This window comes from Bradyrhizobium oligotrophicum, from assembly GCF_051168495.1.
GTDB classification, from domain to species: domain Bacteria; phylum Pseudomonadota; class Alphaproteobacteria; order Rhizobiales; family Xanthobacteraceae; genus Bradyrhizobium; species Bradyrhizobium oligotrophicum_A.
The window spans coordinates 632,556-652,054 of record NZ_JBNPVB010000001.1; the positions used below are offsets into that span (position 1 = coordinate 632,556).

At 65.2% G+C, this 19,499-nt stretch carries 16 protein-coding genes, 1 tRNA gene and 1 pseudogene; 3 read left to right on the forward strand and 15 right to left on the reverse strand.

Annotated features, from left to right (window positions below):
- Window positions 1-66: 66 nt before the first annotated feature.
- The 11 genes and pseudogenes from dapE to rpmH form a co-directional block, all read right to left on the reverse strand.
- A complete protein-coding gene (gene dapE / locus ACQR1B_RS02730; protein ID WP_434831360.1) occupies window positions 67-1,233 on the reverse strand; it encodes a succinyl-diaminopimelate desuccinylase in 1,167 nt (388 codons plus the stop codon).
- A 17-nt stretch (window positions 1,234-1,250) separates the two neighbouring features.
- On the reverse strand, window positions 1,251-1,901 hold the full coding sequence (locus tag ACQR1B_RS02735; RefSeq protein WP_434831359.1) for a DUF805 domain-containing protein: 651 nt from the start codon (window positions 1,899-1,901) through the stop codon (window positions 1,251-1,253).
- Window positions 1,902-1,969: 68 nt separating this feature from the next.
- The gene (dapD, locus tag ACQR1B_RS02740) at window positions 1,970-2,815 is read right to left on the reverse strand and encodes a 2,3,4,5-tetrahydropyridine-2,6-dicarboxylate N-succinyltransferase (RefSeq protein WP_434831358.1); all 846 of its coding nucleotides are present in this window, start codon (window positions 2,813-2,815) and stop codon (window positions 1,970-1,972) included.
- 130 nt (window positions 2,816-2,945) lie between these two features.
- Window positions 2,946-3,641 carry a pyrimidine 5'-nucleotidase gene (locus ACQR1B_RS02745; protein WP_434831357.1) on the reverse strand — a complete coding sequence of 232 codons (696 nt, stop codon included), beginning with the start codon at window positions 3,639-3,641 and terminating at the stop codon, window positions 2,946-2,948.
- A 205-nt stretch (window positions 3,642-3,846) separates the two neighbouring features.
- On the reverse strand, window positions 3,847-4,911 hold the full coding sequence (locus tag ACQR1B_RS02750; RefSeq protein ID WP_434831356.1) for a DUF1036 domain-containing protein: 1,065 nt from the start codon (window positions 4,909-4,911) through the stop codon (window positions 3,847-3,849).
- A 119-nt stretch (window positions 4,912-5,030) separates the two neighbouring features.
- Window positions 5,031-5,927, reverse strand: a complete 897-nt coding sequence (argB, locus tag ACQR1B_RS02755; RefSeq protein ID WP_434831355.1) for an acetylglutamate kinase — start codon at window positions 5,925-5,927, stop codon at window positions 5,031-5,033.
- 74 nt (window positions 5,928-6,001) lie between these two features.
- Window positions 6,002-6,373 carry a DUF423 domain-containing protein gene (locus ACQR1B_RS02760; protein ID WP_434831354.1) on the reverse strand — a complete coding sequence of 124 codons (372 nt, stop codon included), beginning with the start codon at window positions 6,371-6,373 and terminating at the stop codon, window positions 6,002-6,004.
- Window positions 6,370-7,035 carry a ribosome biogenesis GTP-binding protein YihA/YsxC gene (gene yihA, locus ACQR1B_RS02765; RefSeq protein WP_434831353.1) on the reverse strand — a complete coding sequence of 222 codons (666 nt, stop codon included), beginning with the start codon at window positions 7,033-7,035 and terminating at the stop codon, window positions 6,370-6,372. Before yihA ends, ACQR1B_RS02760 begins: the two co-directional genes overlap by 4 nt.
- Window positions 7,036-7,225: 190 nt before the next feature.
- Window positions 7,226-9,091 (reverse strand): membrane protein insertase YidC, encoded by a 1,866-nt coding sequence (gene yidC, locus ACQR1B_RS02770; protein ID WP_434831352.1) that lies wholly within the window; start codon window positions 9,089-9,091, stop codon window positions 7,226-7,228.
- Window positions 9,092-9,113: 22 nt separating this feature from the next.
- Window positions 9,114-9,523: pseudogene (gene rnpA, locus ACQR1B_RS02775) on the reverse strand (ribonuclease P protein component).
- 31 nt (window positions 9,524-9,554) lie between these two features.
- Window positions 9,555-9,689: a 50S ribosomal protein L34 gene (rpmH, locus tag ACQR1B_RS02780; protein ID WP_006609582.1), complete on the reverse strand. Its 135-nt coding sequence runs from the start codon at window positions 9,687-9,689 to the stop codon at window positions 9,555-9,557.
- A gap of 457 nt (window positions 9,690-10,146) precedes the next feature.
- On the opposite strand from rpmH, the gene ACQR1B_RS02785 reads away from it, so the two are divergent.
- Window positions 10,147-11,622: an ATP-binding protein gene (locus ACQR1B_RS02785; protein WP_434831351.1), complete on the forward strand. Its 1,476-nt coding sequence runs from the start codon at window positions 10,147-10,149 to the stop codon at window positions 11,620-11,622.
- A gap of 275 nt (window positions 11,623-11,897) precedes the next feature.
- Window positions 11,898-11,974: transfer RNA gene (locus tag ACQR1B_RS02790), tRNA-Arg, on the forward strand.
- A 655-nt stretch (window positions 11,975-12,629) separates the two neighbouring features.
- Here the strand turns inward: ACQR1B_RS02790 and ACQR1B_RS02795 are convergent.
- Window positions 12,630-12,803 carry a BREX system Lon protease-like protein BrxL gene (locus ACQR1B_RS02795; protein WP_434831350.1) on the reverse strand — a complete coding sequence of 58 codons (174 nt, stop codon included), beginning with the start codon at window positions 12,801-12,803 and terminating at the stop codon, window positions 12,630-12,632.
- 339 nt (window positions 12,804-13,142) lie between these two features.
- On the opposite strand from ACQR1B_RS02795, the gene ACQR1B_RS02800 reads away from it, so the two are divergent.
- Window positions 13,143-15,278 carry a PQQ-dependent dehydrogenase, methanol/ethanol family gene (locus tag ACQR1B_RS02800; RefSeq protein ID WP_434831349.1) on the forward strand — a complete coding sequence of 712 codons (2,136 nt, stop codon included), beginning with the start codon at window positions 13,143-13,145 and terminating at the stop codon, window positions 15,276-15,278.
- Window positions 15,279-15,640: 362 nt separating this feature from the next.
- Here the strand turns inward: ACQR1B_RS02800 and ACQR1B_RS02805 are convergent, their stop codons facing one another.
- Genes ACQR1B_RS02805 through ACQR1B_RS02815 form a run of 3 tightly spaced genes read right to left on the reverse strand, consistent with a single transcriptional unit; the run spans window position 15,641 to window position 19,417 of the window.
- Entirely contained in the window at window positions 15,641-16,957 is a 1,317-nt protein-coding gene (locus ACQR1B_RS02805; RefSeq protein ID WP_434831348.1) for an HlyD family type I secretion periplasmic adaptor subunit, read from the reverse strand.
- Window positions 16,954-18,720, reverse strand: coding sequence for a type I secretion system permease/ATPase (locus tag ACQR1B_RS02810; protein ID WP_434831347.1), 1,767 nt, complete (start codon window positions 18,718-18,720; stop codon window positions 16,954-16,956). Before ACQR1B_RS02810 ends, ACQR1B_RS02805 begins: the two co-directional genes overlap by 4 nt.
- Window positions 18,721-18,751: 31 nt before the next feature.
- Window positions 18,752-19,417, reverse strand: coding sequence for a toxin-activating lysine-acyltransferase (locus ACQR1B_RS02815; protein ID WP_434831346.1), 666 nt, complete (start codon window positions 19,415-19,417; stop codon window positions 18,752-18,754).
- Window positions 19,418-19,499 lie beyond the last annotated feature (82 nt).

Consider the following 19,499-nt stretch of genomic DNA (forward strand, 5'->3'; position numbering starts at 1 on the left):
GCCCGATTTGGCCGCGCCGGATGGCGCTGCTGCTGGAGATGAGAATGGCGCCGAGCGTCGCTCGGTCTAGGCGAAGTATCTGTCGAGAATGCCGCGATAGATCTTAGTCAGGGTCGCAATGTCCGCGACCGAGGCGCGCTCGTCGATCTGGTGCATGGTCTGGCCGACCAGGCCGAATTCGATCACCGGGCAATAGCTCGAAATGAAGCGTGCATCCGAGGTGCCGCCGGTGGTGGAGAGTTCGGGCTTGCGCCCTGTGACGCTCTCGATCGCGGCGACCGCGAGGTCGGTGAACGCGCCCGGCTTGGTCAGGAAGACGTTGGAGTTCGACGGCAGCCAGTCAATGCGGGCGCGGATGCGGTTGCCGCAGGCCTTCGCCAGCCTCTCCTCGACCAGCGCGCGCAGCGACTCCTGGGTGTGGCAGTCATTGTAGCGGATGTTGAACTTCGCGCGCGCCAGGCCTGGGATCACATTGCCGGCGGTGTTGCCGACATCGACCGTGGTGAATTCGAGATTGGACGGCTGGAACTGCGCGCTGCCGTGATCGAGCGGCTCGTCCGACAACGCGACGATCAGGCGCGAGATGTCCGGCACCGGGTTGGAGGCGCGGTGCGGGTAGGCGACGTGGCCCTGCTTGCCCTCGACCACCAGCGTGCCGGACTGGGAGCCGCGGCGGCCGATCTTGATGCAGTCGCCCATGACCTCCTGATTGGACGGCTCGCCGAGCACGCAATGGTCGAAGCGCTCGCCGCGTTCGGTCGCCCATTTCAACAGCTTGACCGTGCCGTTGATCGAGACGTCCTCCTCGTCGCCGGTGATCAGGAAAGAGATCGAGCCCATGCCGTCCGTGCGGGGCTTGCCGTCGTTGCCACGCAGATACTCGATCACGGCCGCAACGCTGCAGGCGATGCCGCCCTTCATGTCGACCGCGCCGCGGCCATGGATGTAGCCGTCCTTCACCTCGCCGGAGAACGCGCCGACGCTCCAGGCCGTTTCATCGCCGGGCGGCACCACGTCGGTGTGGCCGGCGAAGGTGATGTGCGGCCCCTCGGTGCCGATGCGGGCGTAGAGGTTGTCGATATCGGCGGCGCCTGCTTCCGAGAAGGTCACGCGATGGGTCTCGAAGCCCGCCTGTTTCAGCAGGGCTTCGAGCACGCCGAGCGCTCCGGCGTCGGCGGGGGTCACGGAAGGACAGCGGATCAGGTCGCGGGTGATGGCTAGGGCATCGGTCATGCCTTTCGCTTAACACGCTATTTTGCCGGCGGGCTAGTGCAGCCGATTGCCGCTTCCCCAAGCGGCGGGCTTGCGACGTGCGGGGTGAACTCCAGCTCCTTGTGCTGGTCCCAGGCGGCCGGCGACGTCGTCGGCCGGCCGGAGCATTCGCTCGGTCGGAGCTCCGGCAACGGGTCGGGCCCGAAGCGATTGTCCGAGGGACTGCCGGCCAGACAGTACAATTCGACGAACCCCCACAGCGAGAGCAGGGTCGCGGCGCCGCCGACGATCATTGGCAGGGTCGTGCCGGGCATGCGGTCCGCGTACTGGTCGACCAATCCGGGAACGGCGAAGAATGCCACCATCCACCAGCCACTCTTGTCGCGGTCGTGCAGCCGCTTGACGATTCCGGCGGCAAACACCCAGGCGAACAAGCAGGTCAGGATGCCGTGGACGGCCGCTGGCACGATATCGGCACGCGTCAGGCTGCGATAGGTGTCGGGGTCGAGGACCGCGAAGATGTCGGTCAGATCGAAGCCGACGGCCGCCGGGCCGCCCAGCAGCTTGCGAATACCCCCGAACAGCATGCCGGCAAAGGCCATCCAGCACAGGATCACCAGCAGCGACAGCCAGAGCTTGGCGCGGTTGATGCGGCCGTGGAAGCGGAACAGAAACCAGGTCCAGTCCATGGACGTCCTCCGGACCGGTGGCTTGGCCGGTCCGGAGATTCGTTGCCGCGGCAGCCGCCGCGGTTCAATCAGTCGCGCAGCAGCTCGTTGATCGAGGTCTTGGAGCGGGTCCGCTCGTCGACGCGCTTGACGATGACCGCACAGGCGGTCGAAGGGCCGATCTGGCCGTTCTTCATCGGCTTGCCCGGCAGCGCGCCCGGCACGACCACGGAATACTCCGGCACCTCGCCGATGAAGGTCTCGCCGGTCTCGCGATCGACGATCTTGGTCGAGGCGCTCAGGAACACGCCCATCGCCAGCACCGCGCCCTTGCGCACGACCACACCCTCGGCAACCTCCGACCGGGCGCCGATGAAGCAATCATCCTCGATGATCACGGGGCCCGCCTGAAGCGGCTCCAGCACGCCGCCGATGCCGACGCCGCCGGAGATGTGCACGCGCTTGCCGATCTGGGCGCAGGAGCCGACCGTCGACCAGGTGTCGACCATGGTCGCCTCGTCGACAAAGGCGCCGAGATTGACGAAGGACGGCATCAGCACGACGTTCCGGGCGATGAAGGCCGAGCGGCGCACGATCGCGCCGGGCACGGCGCGGAAGCCAGCCTCGCGAAAGCGGTTCTCGCCCCAGCCCTCGAACTTCGACGGCACCTTGTCCCACCATGACGCCTGGCCGGGACCGCCGGGGATCACGCTCATGTCGTTGAGGCGGAACGACAACAGCACGGCCTTCTTCAGCCACTGGTTGACGCTCCACTTGCCATCCGTGCCACGCTCGGCGACCCGCGCCTCGCCCTTGTCGAGCAGCTCCAGCGCGTTCTCGACAGCGTCGCGAACCTCGCCCTTGGTCGTGGTCGAGATGCCGTCGCGGGCATCGAAGGCGCTGTTGATGGTGGATTCCAGGGCGGACAGGGACATCGGTCGATCCTCGCTTGGTCCCGGGGCATGGTCTCCCCGGGCAGTCTTTGACGGAGATTTCTGGCAGGGCGGCTTTTTCGGAATTTGAGCCGGGAGAGTCAAGGCACCCACAATGGGACGACAGTGGGTTCTAGGCGGCCACCAGCTTCTGCAGGAACCCCGTCAGGTCATCCGTGACATGATCGACATGCGGGTCGTCGCGGCCGGCCAGCTCCCAGTCCTCGCGGACCACCTCCTTGGTGCCGTCGGGCACCACCAGCACCGTGGTCATGCCGAGGTCGTGCGGCACGACGAGGTTGCGGGCGAGGTCCTCGAACATCGCCGACCGGGTCGGATCGACGGCGTGCAGCGCGAGGAATTTGTCATAGGTCTCGCGCGCCGGCTTCGGCGTCAGCTCGGCGGCGATGATGTCGAACACGCCGTGGAAATGACCGGCGATGCCGAGCCGCGCCAGCACCGCGTCGACATGGTCGACCGAGCCGTTGGTCAGGATCAGCTTGCGCCCGGGGAGCCTCTCGATCGCGGCGCCCATCGCCGGGTTCGGCTCCAGCGGCGAATGGTCGATCTTGTGCACGTAGGCGAGGAAGTCGTCGGCATGCACGCCATGCTCGGTCATCATGCCGCGCATGGTGGTGCCGTAGCGCCGGTAGTAGTCCTTCTGGATCAGGCGGGCCTGCGCCGCGTCGACCTTGAGCCAGTTCGAGACGAACTCACCGATGCGCGCATCGACCTGCTGCCACAGATTGACGTGGTGCGGATACAGCGTGTTGTCGAGATCGAACACCCAGGTGTCGACGTGGGCGAAGCTGCGGGGGGATTTTGTCATCTCTGCCTCGGTCGGTCTCGCCCGGACAGGGCGGCAAATTCGGCTGTCGTCCCGGCGAACGCCGGGACCCATACCGCGTGATACGTCTTGGGGCAGGATGGTTGATGTCGGTGCCCAACACCACGGCCGGTGGTTATGGATCCCCGCGTTCGCGGGTATGACGGCTGAGGGCGTTGCCGCATCCGGGCCATCACTGATGTAACCATCACGGCAGCGCAAACCGCAGCGTCTTGCCGCCGCGGGTGATGTCGACGGCGGTGAAGCCGGTCGCAGTGAAGCCGCGGCTCGGGCAGTCGCCCTGTTCTGACGTTTCGAACTTGTTCTCGCGGGTGCAGAGCTGCACCAGGCCGCCCCAGTTCAGCGGCTTGTCCCTGAGCTTGATGGTGCGGTTGTCGGCATCGACGGCCTCGGCGAAGCTGTAGACCTTCTTCGGCTGTCCCGTGATGTCGGGATGCAGGCATTTGCCGGCGTCGATGCGGTACCAGCCGCGGCTGACCACGGTGCGGCCGTCGTCGGTCGCCACCGCCGCCATCACCTTGTGCGGGGTGTCGTTGCACCAGGTCAGCCCGGTCGGCGACGGCGTCTGCACGGCGTCCACCATGGTCGCGAAAAAGCTCGGCTGCGGCACGACGTCGGAGGACAGCCCGCGGCTCTTCAGGAACGCGGCGAGCGCGGCCTGCGTCTTCGGTCCGTCGACGCCGTCGATCGGCGAAACGTCATAGCCGGCGATGCCGAGCAGCCGCTGGATGCCGGCGAGCCGCGCCTGCTCGTCGTCATATTCGGCGCTCTCGGCGAGATAGGCGATCAGGGTGCCGTCATCAGCCTTGGTCGGCGTCACCTGGGTGAATGCCGCCGGCGTCTGCCCGGTGCGGCATTGCCGGGCCGCGGCGATGACGAAATTGTCGGCCGCCACGCACAGCTGATCGTTGCCGTTGCCGGCGATCGGCGAGGCGCCGTAGAGGCTCAGCGCACGCGCATGCAGCAGGATGCGGTCTGCCGTCATCGTCCCCTGCAACACCACGCGGCAGCTTGCCGGATCGAGCCGGAACCAGCCGCGTGTCGCGCTCGCCGCCTTCTCGTCGATGCCGATCGCGGCCTCCACCACATAGCTCATGCGGTTGCAGAGCTTGAGGTCGGCGCGGGCGGGGGTGGTGAAGCTGAGAAGAGGAAGGAGGATGGTGGCGAGGGCGAGGTACCAGCGAGCCGAGAGGCGCATCGGAGGCCCGTTCATCCCCACCTCGTCATGTCCGGGCTTGACCCGGGCATCCACGCTTCTCTCTCCGACTTCACGGTACGACGTGGATGGCCGGGCCTTCGCCGCGCCGAAGCGGGTTCGGCCGCGCAGGCGGGACGAGCCTGGCCATGACGGAGAGAGATGGTGGAAGCTGCTCACTTGTGGATCAGCGTGCCCGTGCCCTGGTTGGTGAACAGCTCGAGCAGCACCGCGTGCTCTACCTTGCCGTCCAGGATCACGACGCCCTGCACGCCCTGTTCGAGCGCGTAGATGCAGGTTTCGACCTTCGGGATCATGCCGCCGGAAATGGTGCCGTCGGCGATCAGCTTGCGCGCGTCCTTCACCGACAATTCCGGGATCAGCTTCTTCGACTTGTCGAGCACGCCGGGCACGTCGGTGAGCAGCAAGAGGCGCTTGGCCTTGAGCGCACCGGCGACCGCGCCGGCGAACGTGTCGGCATTGACGTTGAACGTCTGGCCCTCCTTCGACGTCGCGAGCGGCGCCAGCACCGGGATCAGCTCGTAGCCGATCAGCTGGTTGAGCAAGGTGAGGTCGACCTTGTCGGGCTCGCCGACGAAGCCGAGATCGACCACTTTCTCGATGTGGCTGTCCGGATCGACCATCGTGCGCGACGCCTTGACCGCGCGCACCATGTTGCCGTCCTTGCCGCACAGGCCGACGGCCTTGCCGCCGGCCTCGTTGATGTAGCCGACCAGCTGCTTGTTGATGGAGCCGGCCAGCACCATCTCGACGATCTCGATCGTCGCCGCATCGGTGATGCGGAGACCTGCGGCGAATTCGGAGACGATGCCGAGGCGCTTGAGCATGGTCGCGATCTGCGGCCCGCCGCCATGCACCACCACCGGGTTGATCGCGGTCTGTTCGAGCAGCACGATGTCGCGCGCGAACGCCTTTGCGGTGTCCTCGTCGCCCATGGCGTGGCCGCCATATTTGATGACGATGGTTTCGTCGTCATACTCCTGCATGTGCGGGAGCGCTTCGGACAGGATGCGGGCTTGATCGAGCGGGCTGATGGTGGTCGCGTCGGCCATGTCTGGGAGATCTCGGCTATCGGGGCGTCGCGCGCGGTTCTATCCGATTGCCGCCCGCGGCGCAAAGCGCCGGATCACGCCCGCCGTGGCCACAGCGCGCAAATTGCGAGCGCAATCCAGCTGGCGATCTGCAGGCTGCCGCCGATCGGCGCCGCGAATGGAAACAGCCGGTCGCCGGCGAACTGTCGCATCAGGAGGTCGCCGGCGAACAGGGCCGGGCCGAGCACGAAGCCGATTGCGGCGACCAGGCCGATGCGCCGATGAACGATCCCGCGCTCGGCGAGCGCGATCGTGCCGAGCAGGGCGCAGGCGTGAAACAGCAGCATGGTGGAGGCGGTGGCGAGCCGCGACGCGTCGGCGTCATGCGCGGCCTTGGCCGCCAGCGCGACGCCTGCGGCACCCATCAGGCCTGCCAGCGCCACCAGGATTCGCCACAGTCTCGTCATGCGCCGCGCTCCTCCAGAAGCCGGACCATCGCGGCGCGCAGCTCCGGCATGCCGGTGCCGGCGCGTGACGAGGTCGCCAGCACCTGCGGGAACGCCGCCGGATGCTTGGCCAGCGCGGCCTCGGTCTCGGCGATGCGGGTTGCGAGTTCGGCCGGCCGGATCTGGTCCGCCTTGGTCAGGACGAGCTGATAGCTGACGGCGGATCTGTCGAGGGTCTTGAAGATCTCCTGATCGACCTCCTTCAGCCCATGGCGGGCATCGATCAGAACATAGACGCGGGCGAGTGAGGCGCGTCCGAGCAGGAACTGGTGGATCAGCTCGGTCCAGGAGGCGACCTTGGTCTTGGCGGCGGCAGCATAGCCATAGCCGGGCATGTCGACCAGTCGCAGCGGCGTGGTCTCCGGCCCCTCGAAGAAGATCAGCTCCTGGGTGCGGCCCGGCGTGTGCGAGGTGCGCGCCAGCGCGTTCTGGCCCGTGAGCGCGTTGATCAGGCTGGACTTGCCGACATTGGAGCGGCCGGCAAAGGCGATCTCGATCTGGCCGGACATCGGCGGCAGGCTCGCGATCGACGGCGAGGCATGAGTGAAGCGCCACGACTGCGCGAACAGCTTGCGGCCCTTTTCGATCAGGCGCTCGTCGGTGTCGTGGCTGGTGGTGGTCATGGCAAGCCCTCGCTTTTCGTCATGCCCGGGCTCGACCCGCCTGCGGGGCCGAAGCCCCTCCGGCGCGGCGAAGGCCCGGGCATCCACGCCCATTGCGCGGGATATCAAAACGTGGATGGCCGGGACAAGCCCGGCCATCACGGTAGTAGGTGGTTCGTTGGTAGAGCGGCTCACGCCGCCTTTCTCGTCGTCACGCCGCTTTTTTCTTAAACGTGCCGCGGATGTTGTCGAACAGCTCCACCTTCACGCCATTGCGGCGCATGATGTAGCCCTGCTGCAGCACCGAGAGCGTGTTGTTCCAGGCCCAGTAGATCACGAGACCGGCCGGGAAGCCGGCGAGCATGAAGGTGAAGATCAGCGGCATCCAGTTGAAGATCATCGCCTGGGTCGGATCCGGCGGCGTCGGGTTCAGCTTCATCTGGAACCACATCGTGATGCCCATGATGATCGGCCAGATGCCGAGCGCGAGGTAGTGGCCGAACAGCGGCAGCTGCGTCGGGTCGACGGGGATCAGGCCGAACAGGTTGAACAGGTTCGTCGGATCCGGCGCCGATAGGTCCTTGATCCAGCCGTAGAACGGCGCGTGCCGCATCTCGATGGTGACGAACAGCACCTTGTAGAGCGAGAAGAACACCGGGATCTGCAGCACGACCGGAAGACAGCCGGCGACCGGGTTGATCTTCTCCTTCTTGTAGATCTCCATCATCTCCTGCTGCTGCTTCATCCGGTCGTCCGGATAGCGCTCCTTGAGCGCGGCGAGCTGCGGCTGGATCGCCTTCATCTTGGCCATCGAGGCGTAGGACTTGTTGGCGAGCGGGAAGAACAAGAGCTTCACCAGCACCGTCACCAGCAGGATCGAGACGCCGAAATTGCCGAAGAAGCGGAAGAAGAAGTCGAGCGCCAGGAACATCGGCTTGGTCAGGAAGTAGAACCAGCCCCAGTCGATCAGGAGATCGAAATGGTTCAGCCCGAGCTTCTGGTTGTAGCCGCCGAGCCCGCCGAGCGGGAAGTTGATGCCGACGACGCCGGCCTCCTTGGCGCCGGCGAACAGACGGGTGGAAACGGTGTTGGTGGCGCCGGGCGCAACGGTCTGGGCATCCTGCAGATAGTCGGTCTGGTAGCGGCGGACGTTGTCGACGAGGTTGGACTGGTAGCGTGCCTTCAGGTGGGCATCGCTGGCCGGCAGCAGCGCGGCGGCCCAGTATTTGTCGGTGATGCCCATCCAGGCGTCGGTGACGCTGAACTCGGCGTTCTTGTCGTCGTCGATCTTCTTGTAGGTGTATTCCTGCAGGCCCTTCTCGCCGAGATAGCCGATCAGGCCTTCGTGCAGGATGTAGTAGCCGGACACGTGCGGCGTGCCGTGGCGGGAAATCAGGCCGTAGGGATAGAGCGTCGCCGGCGTCGAGCCGGTGTTGGTGACCTCGTCCTTGATCGAGAACAGATAGTGGTCGTCGATCGAGATGGTGCGGCGGAAGGTGAGGCCCTGGCCGTTATCGTAGGTGAGCTTGACCGGCGTCGCGGATGTCAGGGCGTTGGAGCCGTCCTGCTGCCACACCGTGCTCGGGTCGGGCGCCTGGACCTTGGCGCCGGGCGAGCTGACCCAGCCGAACTCGGCATAATAGGGGGTGGCGGTGTTGGACGGCGAGAACAGCACGATCGCGGGCGAGGCCGGGTCGACCGTGTCGCGGTACTGGACCAGCGCGAGATCATCGATGCGCGCGCCCTTGAGCGCGATACTGCCGGTCAGGCGAGGCGTATCGATCTTGACGCGCGGCGAGGCCGCGATAGCGGCGTCGCGCGGCAGCACGGTGCCGGCGGCCGGCGTCACGCCGCCCGGCACGTTCGGGTTGCCGGTCGCGGCTGCGCCCGGCTGCGGCGTAGCGGCCGGCGCTGCGTCGGTCTGCGCAGCGGGCGCCTGCTTCTTGGCGAGCTCTGCCTGCATCGGAGCCCGCTGCCGCTCCTTCTCCATCTGCGGTCCGTTGTAGAAGACCTGCCACAGGATCAGCACGAGGCCGGACAGAATGACGGCGAGAATGGTGTTGCGATTGTCGGTCATCGTTTTCTTATCGTCTCGTCATTCAATCCGGTTGGCGGGATGCGCGTCCGGTGCGGGAGCGTTTCGTCTGTCCGCATCTGGTGACTTGCGCGGCTGCGGCTTGGCCTGCGGCCGGTCGAGGCGGCGGAGCGTCGCCTTGAGGTCGGCGAGCATGGTCGAGAAGTCGCGTGACAGGGCCTCCCGGCGACCGATCAGCACGTAGTCACTGTGCGGCCGCATCGACAGGGGATCGAGCCGCTTTACAAGCTCGCGCAACCGCCGACGGATGCGATTACGCTCCGTGGCGGTTCCATTCTTCTTGGTGACGGTAAAGCCGACCCGGATCGCACCTTGGTCCGGCCGTTCCCGGCGCTGGACCACGAAGGCAGGGCTGTTCGCCCGTTCGCCATCGGCAACAGCGAGGAAGTCCGCCCGCTGCCGCAGCCGATCCATGGTGGAAATCTCCGGGACAGACGCCCTGGCTTCAGGCGCTGAGGCGCTTGCGGCCCCGGGCGCGACGCGCGGCAAGAACCTTGCGGCCGCCGGTCGTTGCGAGACGGGCGCGGAAGCCGTGACGGCGCTTGCGCACCAGTTTGCTGGGTTGATAAGTCCGCTTCACGGTCGTTCTCCGCTCACGGGCAATTTGCCAGTTGACAATTTGCCGGCTTGAAATGTCGAGGATGTCCGGTGATGCTTCCTGGCCCAAAATGGACCGCTGACGGCCCTGAAATCGAGCCGTCCCCGGGCGAGCCGGGTCATCGCGGACGGTTGGCGCGGCTTATAAGGGAGCGTCCTGCCTTCGTCAATCGCGGCAAGGTCTGTGGCGGAAGGTCGCTTCCGCGGGCGCAGGGATCCGCGGCCATGCGGAGCGCCCGGTCGGGAACAGCGGGTCGCGTACGAGATGCCCGCGAGAATATCGGCCGCGCCAAGGGGTTATCATGAGTGAGTGTGCGGCTTCGGGTCCATGGTGAATAATGGAAGCCGGAAACATGAGCGATCCGTAATTTGACCGGACTCCGGTGCAGTCCCATCTTGCGGTCCCGTAAGGGTGGGGGTGTCTCTTACAAGGGCGACAGGTGACAGAGAACGACAACCAGCCGATTCTGGAGCGTCTGCGGCCGAAACGGTCGCGCAGGCTCGGCTTGTCCGGAAAGCTGCTCCTGTTAACCATTCCACTGGTGATGATCGCGGCTGTTCTGGTCTATGTGCCGGCGATCGCCAATTTCTGGAGCAACCGGCTGAACGACCGCTTGGCCGCGGCCAATACCGCTGCGCTCGTGCTCGACGCCGCACCTTCCGGCATGGTGCCGGATTCGCTGGCGCGGCAGATCCTGACGTCGATCAACGCGCGCGGTGTCGCGATCAAGATGGGTCAGCAGCGCCGCCTGCTCGCCAGCGCCGATCTGCCGGCGTCGATCGACCATGATTTCGACATGCGCGACATGACCGTGTGGTCGTCGATCGTCAATTCGCTGAAGATGATGACCGAGACCGGCGATCACACCATGCGCGTGATCGGGCCGTCGCCTGGTCGGGCCCAGTTCATCGAGGTCGTGACCGACGAAAAGCCGCTGCGCAGGGCGATGTACCGCTTCTCGCGCAATCTGCTCGGCGTGTCGCTGCTGCTGGCGGTGCTCACCGCGGCCCTGGTCTATCTTGCTCTGCATTTCCTGTTCGTGCGGCCGATGCGGCGCCTCACCGCGAGCCTGGTCGGATTCCACGAGAACCCCGAGAGCGCGGCGCGAATCATCGTGCCGAGCCACCGCTCCGACGAGATCGGCGTCGCCGAGCGCGAACTCGCCGACATGCAGCGCGATCTCGTGTCGATGCTGCATCAGAAGAGCAGGCTCGCGGCGCTCGGCCTCGCGGTGTCCAAGATCAATCACGATCTGCGCAACCTGCTGGCGTCGTCGCAGCTGTTGTCGGACCAGCTCGCCAGCGTGCCCGATCCCCGGGTGCAGCGCTTTGCGCCCAAGCTGATGCGCTCGCTGGAGCGCGCCATCGCGTTCTGCCAGTCGACCCTGTCCTACGGCAAGGTGCAGGAGCCGGCACCGGACCGCCGCCCGGTGGTGGTCGAGCCCGTGATCGCCGAGGTGCGGGAGACCGCCGGCCTGGCGCCGGACGCCTCGATCACATGGATCAGCGCGATCGAGCGCGGGCTGACGATCGATGCCGATCCGGATCAGTTGTTCCGCGTGCTGCTCAATCTGGTGCGCAATGCGGCGCAGGCACTCGAGAGCCTCGCGGGCGACGCCGGTGTGCGCCAGATCCGCATCATCGGCCGCCGCGAAGGGTCCGTCGCCATCCTGGAAGTGTCGGATACCGGCCCCGGCGTGCCGGCCAAGGTGCGAGAGCACCTGTTCGAGGCGTTCCGTGGCGCCGGCCGCCCCGGCGGCTCGGGCCTCGGCCTCGCCATCGCCGCCGAACTGGTCCGGGCCCATGATGGCGACATCCAGCTCGTCGAAGGCACCTTGGGCGCGACCTTCCGGATCACGATTCCCGATCGGCCCGTCGAGCTGCAGACGTTCTGGAACGAACGGGCCAGCGCCTGAACCGCCGAACTCGGCCCGATAACCGCTAATCCCGAGATGGCTGAAAACGCCCGCCGGTCGGGTCCGGCCAATCCGGTTGGCGCCGGCCTCCGCATCGCTGGTTTGGCCCCCCCGCGGTGCGTGCGGAAAAATGGTCGCAAAATCTCCCGCTCCAGCCTTGCCAACCGGCCTCCGAGCCGTTAGTCAGAGGCCCTTCGCGAGGCCTGCCGGCGTTTCCGCCGCCCGGCCTTCCGGGAGCCGGCCCTCGCGGCCTGGATCCTGCCAAACGCGAAAACGCGCCCGTAGCTCAGCTGGATAGAGCATCAGACTACGAATCTGAGGGTCGGACGTTCGAATCGTTCCGGGCGCGCCATTCAAATCAAGCACTGAGCCGGAATAACCGTCTGAGTTTCGAAAACTAGAACGGTTTTTCAAACGGTCGAGTCGTATCGGTGCCGCACCTTCGTGGGGTGCCAAGACACTCGAGTACGGCTCTCCCGAGGCCCCGCCGTTCGCCCGCGCTACGGCCTGCTCGGCGCTCCGCAAGGACATCGCGCCGAGACGTCCATTTTGAATTTCTGCGCAAGCTCGCTCCTCGTGATCAACGGGGAGCCAAGCCTTGTCGTCTCCGATGGTCACAAGAACATCAAGACCGCCGCCGCAGGGGGGACGAGGCGTCCGTCGGGTCGGCGTAGAAGGCGGTCTGAACTTCGCAAAGAGTTCGCGGGGGTCGTCGGGATGGCTTTGACGCTCGCCATGGGGCAGGAGGCGCTTCGCGCCCGAGTCGAATGCGACTTGCAGTGACTCGGCAAGGTTACCGACCGGAACGATGTTCCCGCCCAGACTCATGCTCCCCCAAGACGACCAACTGCTGTTGGATAGATTTCCCCAACGTTCCGGAGCACAGCCACGAGCGATGACAGCGTGGTGGGGCCGTATTGTGAAGTTCGAACACCTGAACATGGTCGTCGTGGTCGCCGCTCTCGACCGATGCGCTAACTAACCCGGCCGGCACGCGGCGGCGGCATTCAAGTGCGTACTCCAGACATCGCCGGACCGCCTCCTTCGTACCGTTCATTCCGATATAGCAGCTTGAGCAGCCCCGAGACGGTATGCTTGACGGCAATCGTGTCGCGCTGGTTCAGGTCTCGGCCGAGCTTGAAATATCTGCTGATCGCATTCGCGAAACTACGCTTCCGCATCTCGCGCTAGGCTTCAGGTAGCCAAGAACGGAAAGACGGTCTCCGGCACTTGGGGGAGCCGGAGACCGAAGTGGGTCTTGGAAAGATGATGAATGTCTACGAACGTAGCGAGCCGGGACACGCGCGTGAACCCCGAGATTCGCGACGATATTTCAGGATACAACGCATCATCGAATCGGGAATTTCTCCATATCGGAGCAGGAAGATTCTGATGCTCCAACTACCAGAGGGAAATAGTTGGCTGCCGGATGACACCATCCGTACACTGTTTGTTGACGCCTGCTTTCGTCAGTCTCTACGATGCGCGAAGGATCCGACAGAGATCCACGGAGGAACGACATGGAAGTCAGACAATATCTGCGTCGCGCACGCTCTGCTCTGCGTGCGACCTGCACGGTTTGCGTGGCGCTTGCCATTCCGGCAGGCGGAGCGGCGGCGCAGGAATGGACGCCGGATCGCATCAAGGCGACGATGTCAGCCGTCGACAGCGCGATGATCAAGGCCAATGCCGCGACGTCGAAGGATTGGCCGGCCATCGGCCTCGACTATGGCGAGACGCGCTTCAGCAAGCTCGACAAGATCAACGCCGACAACATCAAGGATCTAGGGCTCGCCTGGAGCTACAATCTCGAATCTGAACGCGGGGTGGAGGCAACGCCCGTCGTCGTCGACGGCATCATGTATCAGACGGCCTCGTGGAGCGTCGTGCATGCGATCGATGCCCGCACCGGCAAGAAGATCTGGACCTTCGATCCCGGCGTGAAACGTGAGCTCGGCTACAAGGGCTGCTGCGACGTCGTCAATCGCGGTGTCGCCGTCTACAAGGGCAAGGTGTTCGTCGGCGCCTATGATGGCCGGCTGATCGCGCTGGATGCCGCGACCGGCCAGAAGGTCTGGGAAAAGGACACGCTGATCGACCACGAGCATTCCTACACCATCACCGGCGCGCCGCGCGCGTTCAACGGCAAGGTGGTGATCGGCCAGGGTGGCGCGGAGTATGGTGCGCGCGGCTACATCACCGCCTATGACACCGAGACCGGCGACCAGCTGTGGCGATGGTTTACGATTCCGGGCGATCCGTCGAAGCCGTTCGAGGACGACTCGATGGCCGCAGCCGCCAAGTCCTGGGACCCGTCGACGAAGTACTGGATCAACGGCGGCGGCGGCACGCCGTGGGACACGATCACCTATGATCCCGACCTGAACATGGTTTATCTCGGCACCGGCAACGGTGCGCCTTGGAATCGCAAGGTCCGCAGCCCGTCGGGTGGCGACAATCTCTACCTGGCCTCGATCGTGGCGCTGAACGCAGATACCGGCAAATACATCTGGCACTATCAGGAGACGCCCGGTGATCATTGGGACTACACCTCGACTCAGCCGATGATCCTGGCCGACATCGCCATCGACGGCGCCCCGCGCAAGGTGATCCTGCACGCGCCGAAGAACGGCTTCTTCTTCGTGATCGATCGCACCAACGGCAAGTTCATCTCGGCCAAGAATTTCGTCGATGTGAACTGGGCCACGGGCTACGACGCCGACGGCCGTCCGATCGAGGTGCCCGCCGCGCGCGGCGACGATCCCTACGACTCCATTCCCGGCCCTTATGGGGCGCACAACTGGCACCCGATGTCGTTCAATCCGCAGACCGGCCTCGTGTATCTTCCGGCGCAGAACATCCCGGTAAACCTCACGCCGGAGAAGACCTTCGTCAACAATGCGCCGACCCCCGGCAAGTTCGGCGGAGTCACGGCGTGGAATCTCGGCTTCGCGCTGAATGCGACGCCGCCGAAGGCGCCGGCGTTCGGACGCCTGCTCGCCTGGGACCCCGTGCAGCAGAGAGAGGTCTGGCGCATCGAGCACGCGTCGCCCTGGAATGGCGGCACGCTGACCACGGCCGGCAATCTCGTCTTCCAGGGCACCGCGGACGGCCGCTTCGTGGCCTATGACGCCCGTAACGGCAAGATGCTGTGGGAGACGCCGACCGGCACCGGCGTGGTCGCAGCACCTGCCACCTACATGATTGATGGCGTGCAATATGTCTCGATTGCGGTCGGCTGGGGTGGCGTCTACGGCCTCGCCGCGCGCGCCACCGAGCTGCGCACGCCGGGTGCGGTCTATACCTTTGCCATCGGCGCCAAGGCGAAGCTGCCGGAGTTCGTGAAGTATCAGACCGAGGGCCTGCTGCAGGGCGTGAAATACGACCCGAAGGACGTGCCCGAGGGAACTGCGCTCTACGTCGCCGCCTGCGCCACATGCCATGGCGTGCCCGGCGTCGATCGCGGCGGCAACATCCGCAATCTCGGCTACGTGCCGGCCGAGGAGATCACCAAGCTGAAGGATATCGTCTTCAACGGACCGTTCCGCGACCGCGGCATGCCTGATTTCACCGGCAAGCTCAAGGAAGAGGACGTGGTCAAGATCCAGGCCTTCATCCAGGCGACGGCCGACGCCATCCGACCGAAGAAGCCGTAGCATTCGCCAGACGGTGATCGGGGCCGATCATGCCCCGGTCACCGCGCGACGCGTGTCGATCCATGCTTGTCCCAGAAATCGTTTTCAGCGCTTCAGCCGGCGAAGTCGTACTGCTTGCTCAGATGGGCGCCGACCTGCACCTGCATCGGGACGCATTCGGATAACCAGGCCGGGTGCCGTGCCCGGATCAGGCTTGGCGAGGAGTTCTCATTGGAAATCCCTCCAGCGGTGTAGGAGATGGTGTCGAGTATTTGTAGAGCGTCGGGTTGTGGACAAACTGTATCATGCTGAGACGCCCAAAGCGTCGATTGCCTGAACGGTTCATCCGTAAAGTGGCGAGACGGCACCCAGCCCAGACGAGATCATCTCTCTCGGAATGCCTTGGCAAACTGGTCCTCGATCGGCTTGAAGAGATACGAGAGGGCGGTGCGGTCGCTGGTGCGGATGTGTACTTCCGCCGGCATGCCCGGTACGAGCCTCTTGCCTTCGAGACGAGCAAGCTCGATGTCGGGAATTTCGATGCGTACCGAGAAGAAGGAGTCGCCCGAGCGCTCGTCCTTGGTGAGATCGGCAGCGACAGAATGTACCAGCCCTTCGAGCTCGGGTGTTCGACGCTGATTGAAGGCGGCAAAGCGTACGAAAGCCCGCTGGCTTTGCAGCACTTGATCGATGTCATGAGGTGCGACCTTGACGTCGACGACGAGCTTGTCGCCTTCCGGGACGATGAGCATGACCGGCTCGCCCGCATTGATCACGCCGCCGACCGTGTGCACGTTGAGCTGATGCACGATACCGGATTGAGGTGCCCGGATGTCGACCCGCTTCAATTGATCTTCGGCGGCAATCCGGCGCTCGACGAGGCCGGCCTGCTTCGACTGATTCTCGGTGAGCTCCTGAAGCAGCTGGGCCCTGAACTCCTGATCGATGCGCAGGATCTGCAGCTCGATCTCGGTGACTTTTCCCTTGGTCTGCGCGGCCGACGCCTTCAGCTGCTCATGCTCTCCCTCGAGCCGCGCCGTGTCGCGCCGCAGGGCAAGCATCTTGGCGCTCGTCACCAGCTTCTGGGCCTCGAGCCCGGACAGGCTTTCGAGCTCCTTGCCGATGAGGGCAATCTCCTTTCCCTTGGCGGTGATCTGACCTGAGATGCCCCGGAACTCCTCCTTGAGCTGAGTCACGCGCTCCCTGAGCTGAGATTTCTGACCCTCTCGCGAATCTCGTCGGGTCGCAAACAGGCTTTGCTCGGCAGCAAACAGCTCCGCGATCGCAGGCTCGCCCCTGCGCGGCTCCAGCTTCGAGGGGAGGGGCACCTCGGTGAGGCTGTCTCGCTCAGCCGTGAGCCGCGCCTCGCGCACCATGAGCTCGTTGAGCTGCTTGGTGACCGTTTCCAGGTTCGCATGCGTCAGCGTTTCGTCCAGGCGCAGGAGGAGGTCTCCCTCCCGGACCTTCGCGCCGTCCCTGACCTTGATCTCGCCAACGATGCCACCGGTTGGATGCTGGACCTTCTTGACGCTGCTGTCGACCACGACGAGACCCGACGCAATGACGGCGCCCGCAATTTGCGTGCCTGCGGCCCAGCCTCCCATTCCGACCAGCAGGAGAAACATGGCGGCGAAGCCCGAGAGCATGTAGCCATGCACCCCGGCCTTGGTGCGTTTCGTCACCTCCGCGCGCCCCGTCATGGCATGGCTCCGGCGTGAGCCTCGGTCACGACCTTGAGGCCCGACGTGGAGGAGGCCGCTGTGCGCTGTGCCCCGTGACCTGCAGGCTGAAGCATCCGCCGTAAGATCTCATCTTTGGCGCCAAACGCCTGGACGCGTCCGTCTACCAGGGCAAGCACCTTGTCGATGCCTGCCAGCGCCGAAGGGCGATGGGCGATCACGATGACGATGCCGCCGCGTTGACGCACGGAAAGGATGGCGTCGGTCAATGCGACATCGCCGCTGTGATCGAGGTTGGCGTTGGGCTCGTCGAGCACGACCAGGAACGGGTCTCCGTAGAGCGCGCGTGCGAGTGCGATTCGCTGGCGCTGACCGGCGGACAGAGCACTGCCACCTTCGCCGACCTCGGTCTCATAGCCCGCAGGAAGATGCACGATGAGCTCATGGACGCCGGCGACCCGCGCCGCTGCGATGATCCTCTCGCTCGTTGCGGCCTCGTCGAAACGGCAGATATTCTCTGCGACCGTGCCGTCGAACAGCTCGATGGACTGGGGCAGATAGCCGATGTGGCGTCCGAGCTCCGCGGATGTCCATTGCTCGAGCGTCGCACCGTCGAGGCGCACGCCGCCCTTGATGCCGCTGCCATTCGCTTTGAGCGGTTGCCAGACCCCGACGAGGGCCCGCGCCAGGCTCGACTTTCCCGATGCACTGGGTCCGATGATTCCGAGGGCCTCGCCGGCGCCGAGCGCAAAGCCGACGTTGAGGAGAACGGGTCGGCCTGCGCCGGGCGGGGTGACAGAGAGATTTTCAACCGCGAGTGACGAGTTGGGCGCCGGCAGCTCGACGCCCGCGGTCGGTTCGCGCGGAAGCGCCCTGAAGAGATCCGATAGGCGCCGGTAGCTCTGTCGTGCGGAAACGAAGCCGCGCCAGTGCACGATCGATGTCTCGATCGGGGCAAGCGCGCGCGACATGATGATGGACGCCGCGATGATGGAGCCGGCGGAGAGCGAGCCGATGATGACGAGATAGGCGCCGAGCCCGAGCATTCCCGATTGCAGCAGAAGCCGGAACACTTTCGAGATGGCCGAGATTCCGCCAACGACGTCCGACGCCTCCAACTGGTCATCGATATGGATGGCGTTCACCTCGCTCCAGCGGCGGGCGAGACGTGGTCCAAGGCCCATCGCCTGGATGACCTCGGCATTGCGACGTGCTGCTTCGCCGAAAGCAAGCCGACGCGAGGCCGAGAGCGCAGCTGCCTTCAAGGGTCCTTTGCTCCTGATATCCGTCACGAATGTCAGCGCGACGAGGACGAGGCCGCCTGCAACGCTGAAGAAACCGAGCAGGGGATGAAGCACGAAAATGACCGTGAGATAGACCGGAAGCCAGGGAAGATCGAACAGGGCGGTCGGCCCGAGTCCCGACAGATAGGAGCGGATCTGATCGAGGTCACGGACCGGCTGCAAGCCGTCGCTGCCGTGACGCAATCTCAGTGGCAGCAGCTGGACGGCGGCAAAGACCCGGTCTCTCAGCTCATCGTCGATCCTGACGCCGACCCGGCTCATCACTCGCACGCGGACGAAATCCAGAAAGCCGTTAGCCAAGTAGAGCCCCACCATGAGGAGCGATAACCCCACCAGGGTCGGCACGCTCTTTGAGGGCAGGACGCGGTCGTAGACCTGCAGCATATAAAGCGAGCCGGTCAGCGCGAGCAGATTGATCGCACCAGAGAATACCGCGACACCAGCAAAGATGAGACTGCAGCGGGCAAGCGCTCTCTGCATTGGCCCCCCGAAGAGGCCTGCCGCACCACCGTCACGCATCGATGAGCTTCCGAGTAGGCTCCGGCGCCTCGGTGTCGTTCGGGGTCTTCCTCCGGATCTCGAGATGGCCGACGGAGATCTTGCCATCGGCCCCGCGCACCCGCATCTTGGGCCGGCGATCCCTGAGGGCGGCCTCGGGTAGCCTCTGGACGAGGCCGGCGAGGACCTTCACGTCCCCGGTTGCGTGCATGATCCACGGGATGTCGCCCGAGCGCCACTCGTCCGGCTTCAGGCGCAACGGGTTTTCCGGGGCGGAAAGGCGTTCGTCGACCTCCGTGGAGACGAGCGCCCACAGCACCACGCCGACGGGGACGGACGCGCCGGTCTCCTTCAGCCGGGCCTCCGCGAGCGCGTATTGCCCTCGTGCGACAGCGGGGACCACCAGCCACTCGAGATCAGCCAGCGACTGGTGCTTGTCGCTGGGCGAGCGCATCAGAAGCGTCACGATGTCGCCGAACGTAGCCGCCATCTGCTTCGAAGCGATCATGCGCTTCCTGAGTTCCTCAGGACCCAACGCGCCATTGGCGCCTGCTGTGGCACCGGTCGCATCACCTGCAGCTGCTGTGCCCGCGGCGGGCGCGACGCGGACCGAGTCGCCAGCGGCCTGTGAAGCGGTCGTCTCGCCCGCGGCGACCTTCTTTCCGAACAGCATGGTCATCTCTCCCCCTTATGAGTTGCGTTTGTCTTTGCGATCGGTGCGATCCCGGGAATGCTGGGGGGCCTCGTTACAGCAGGTCCCT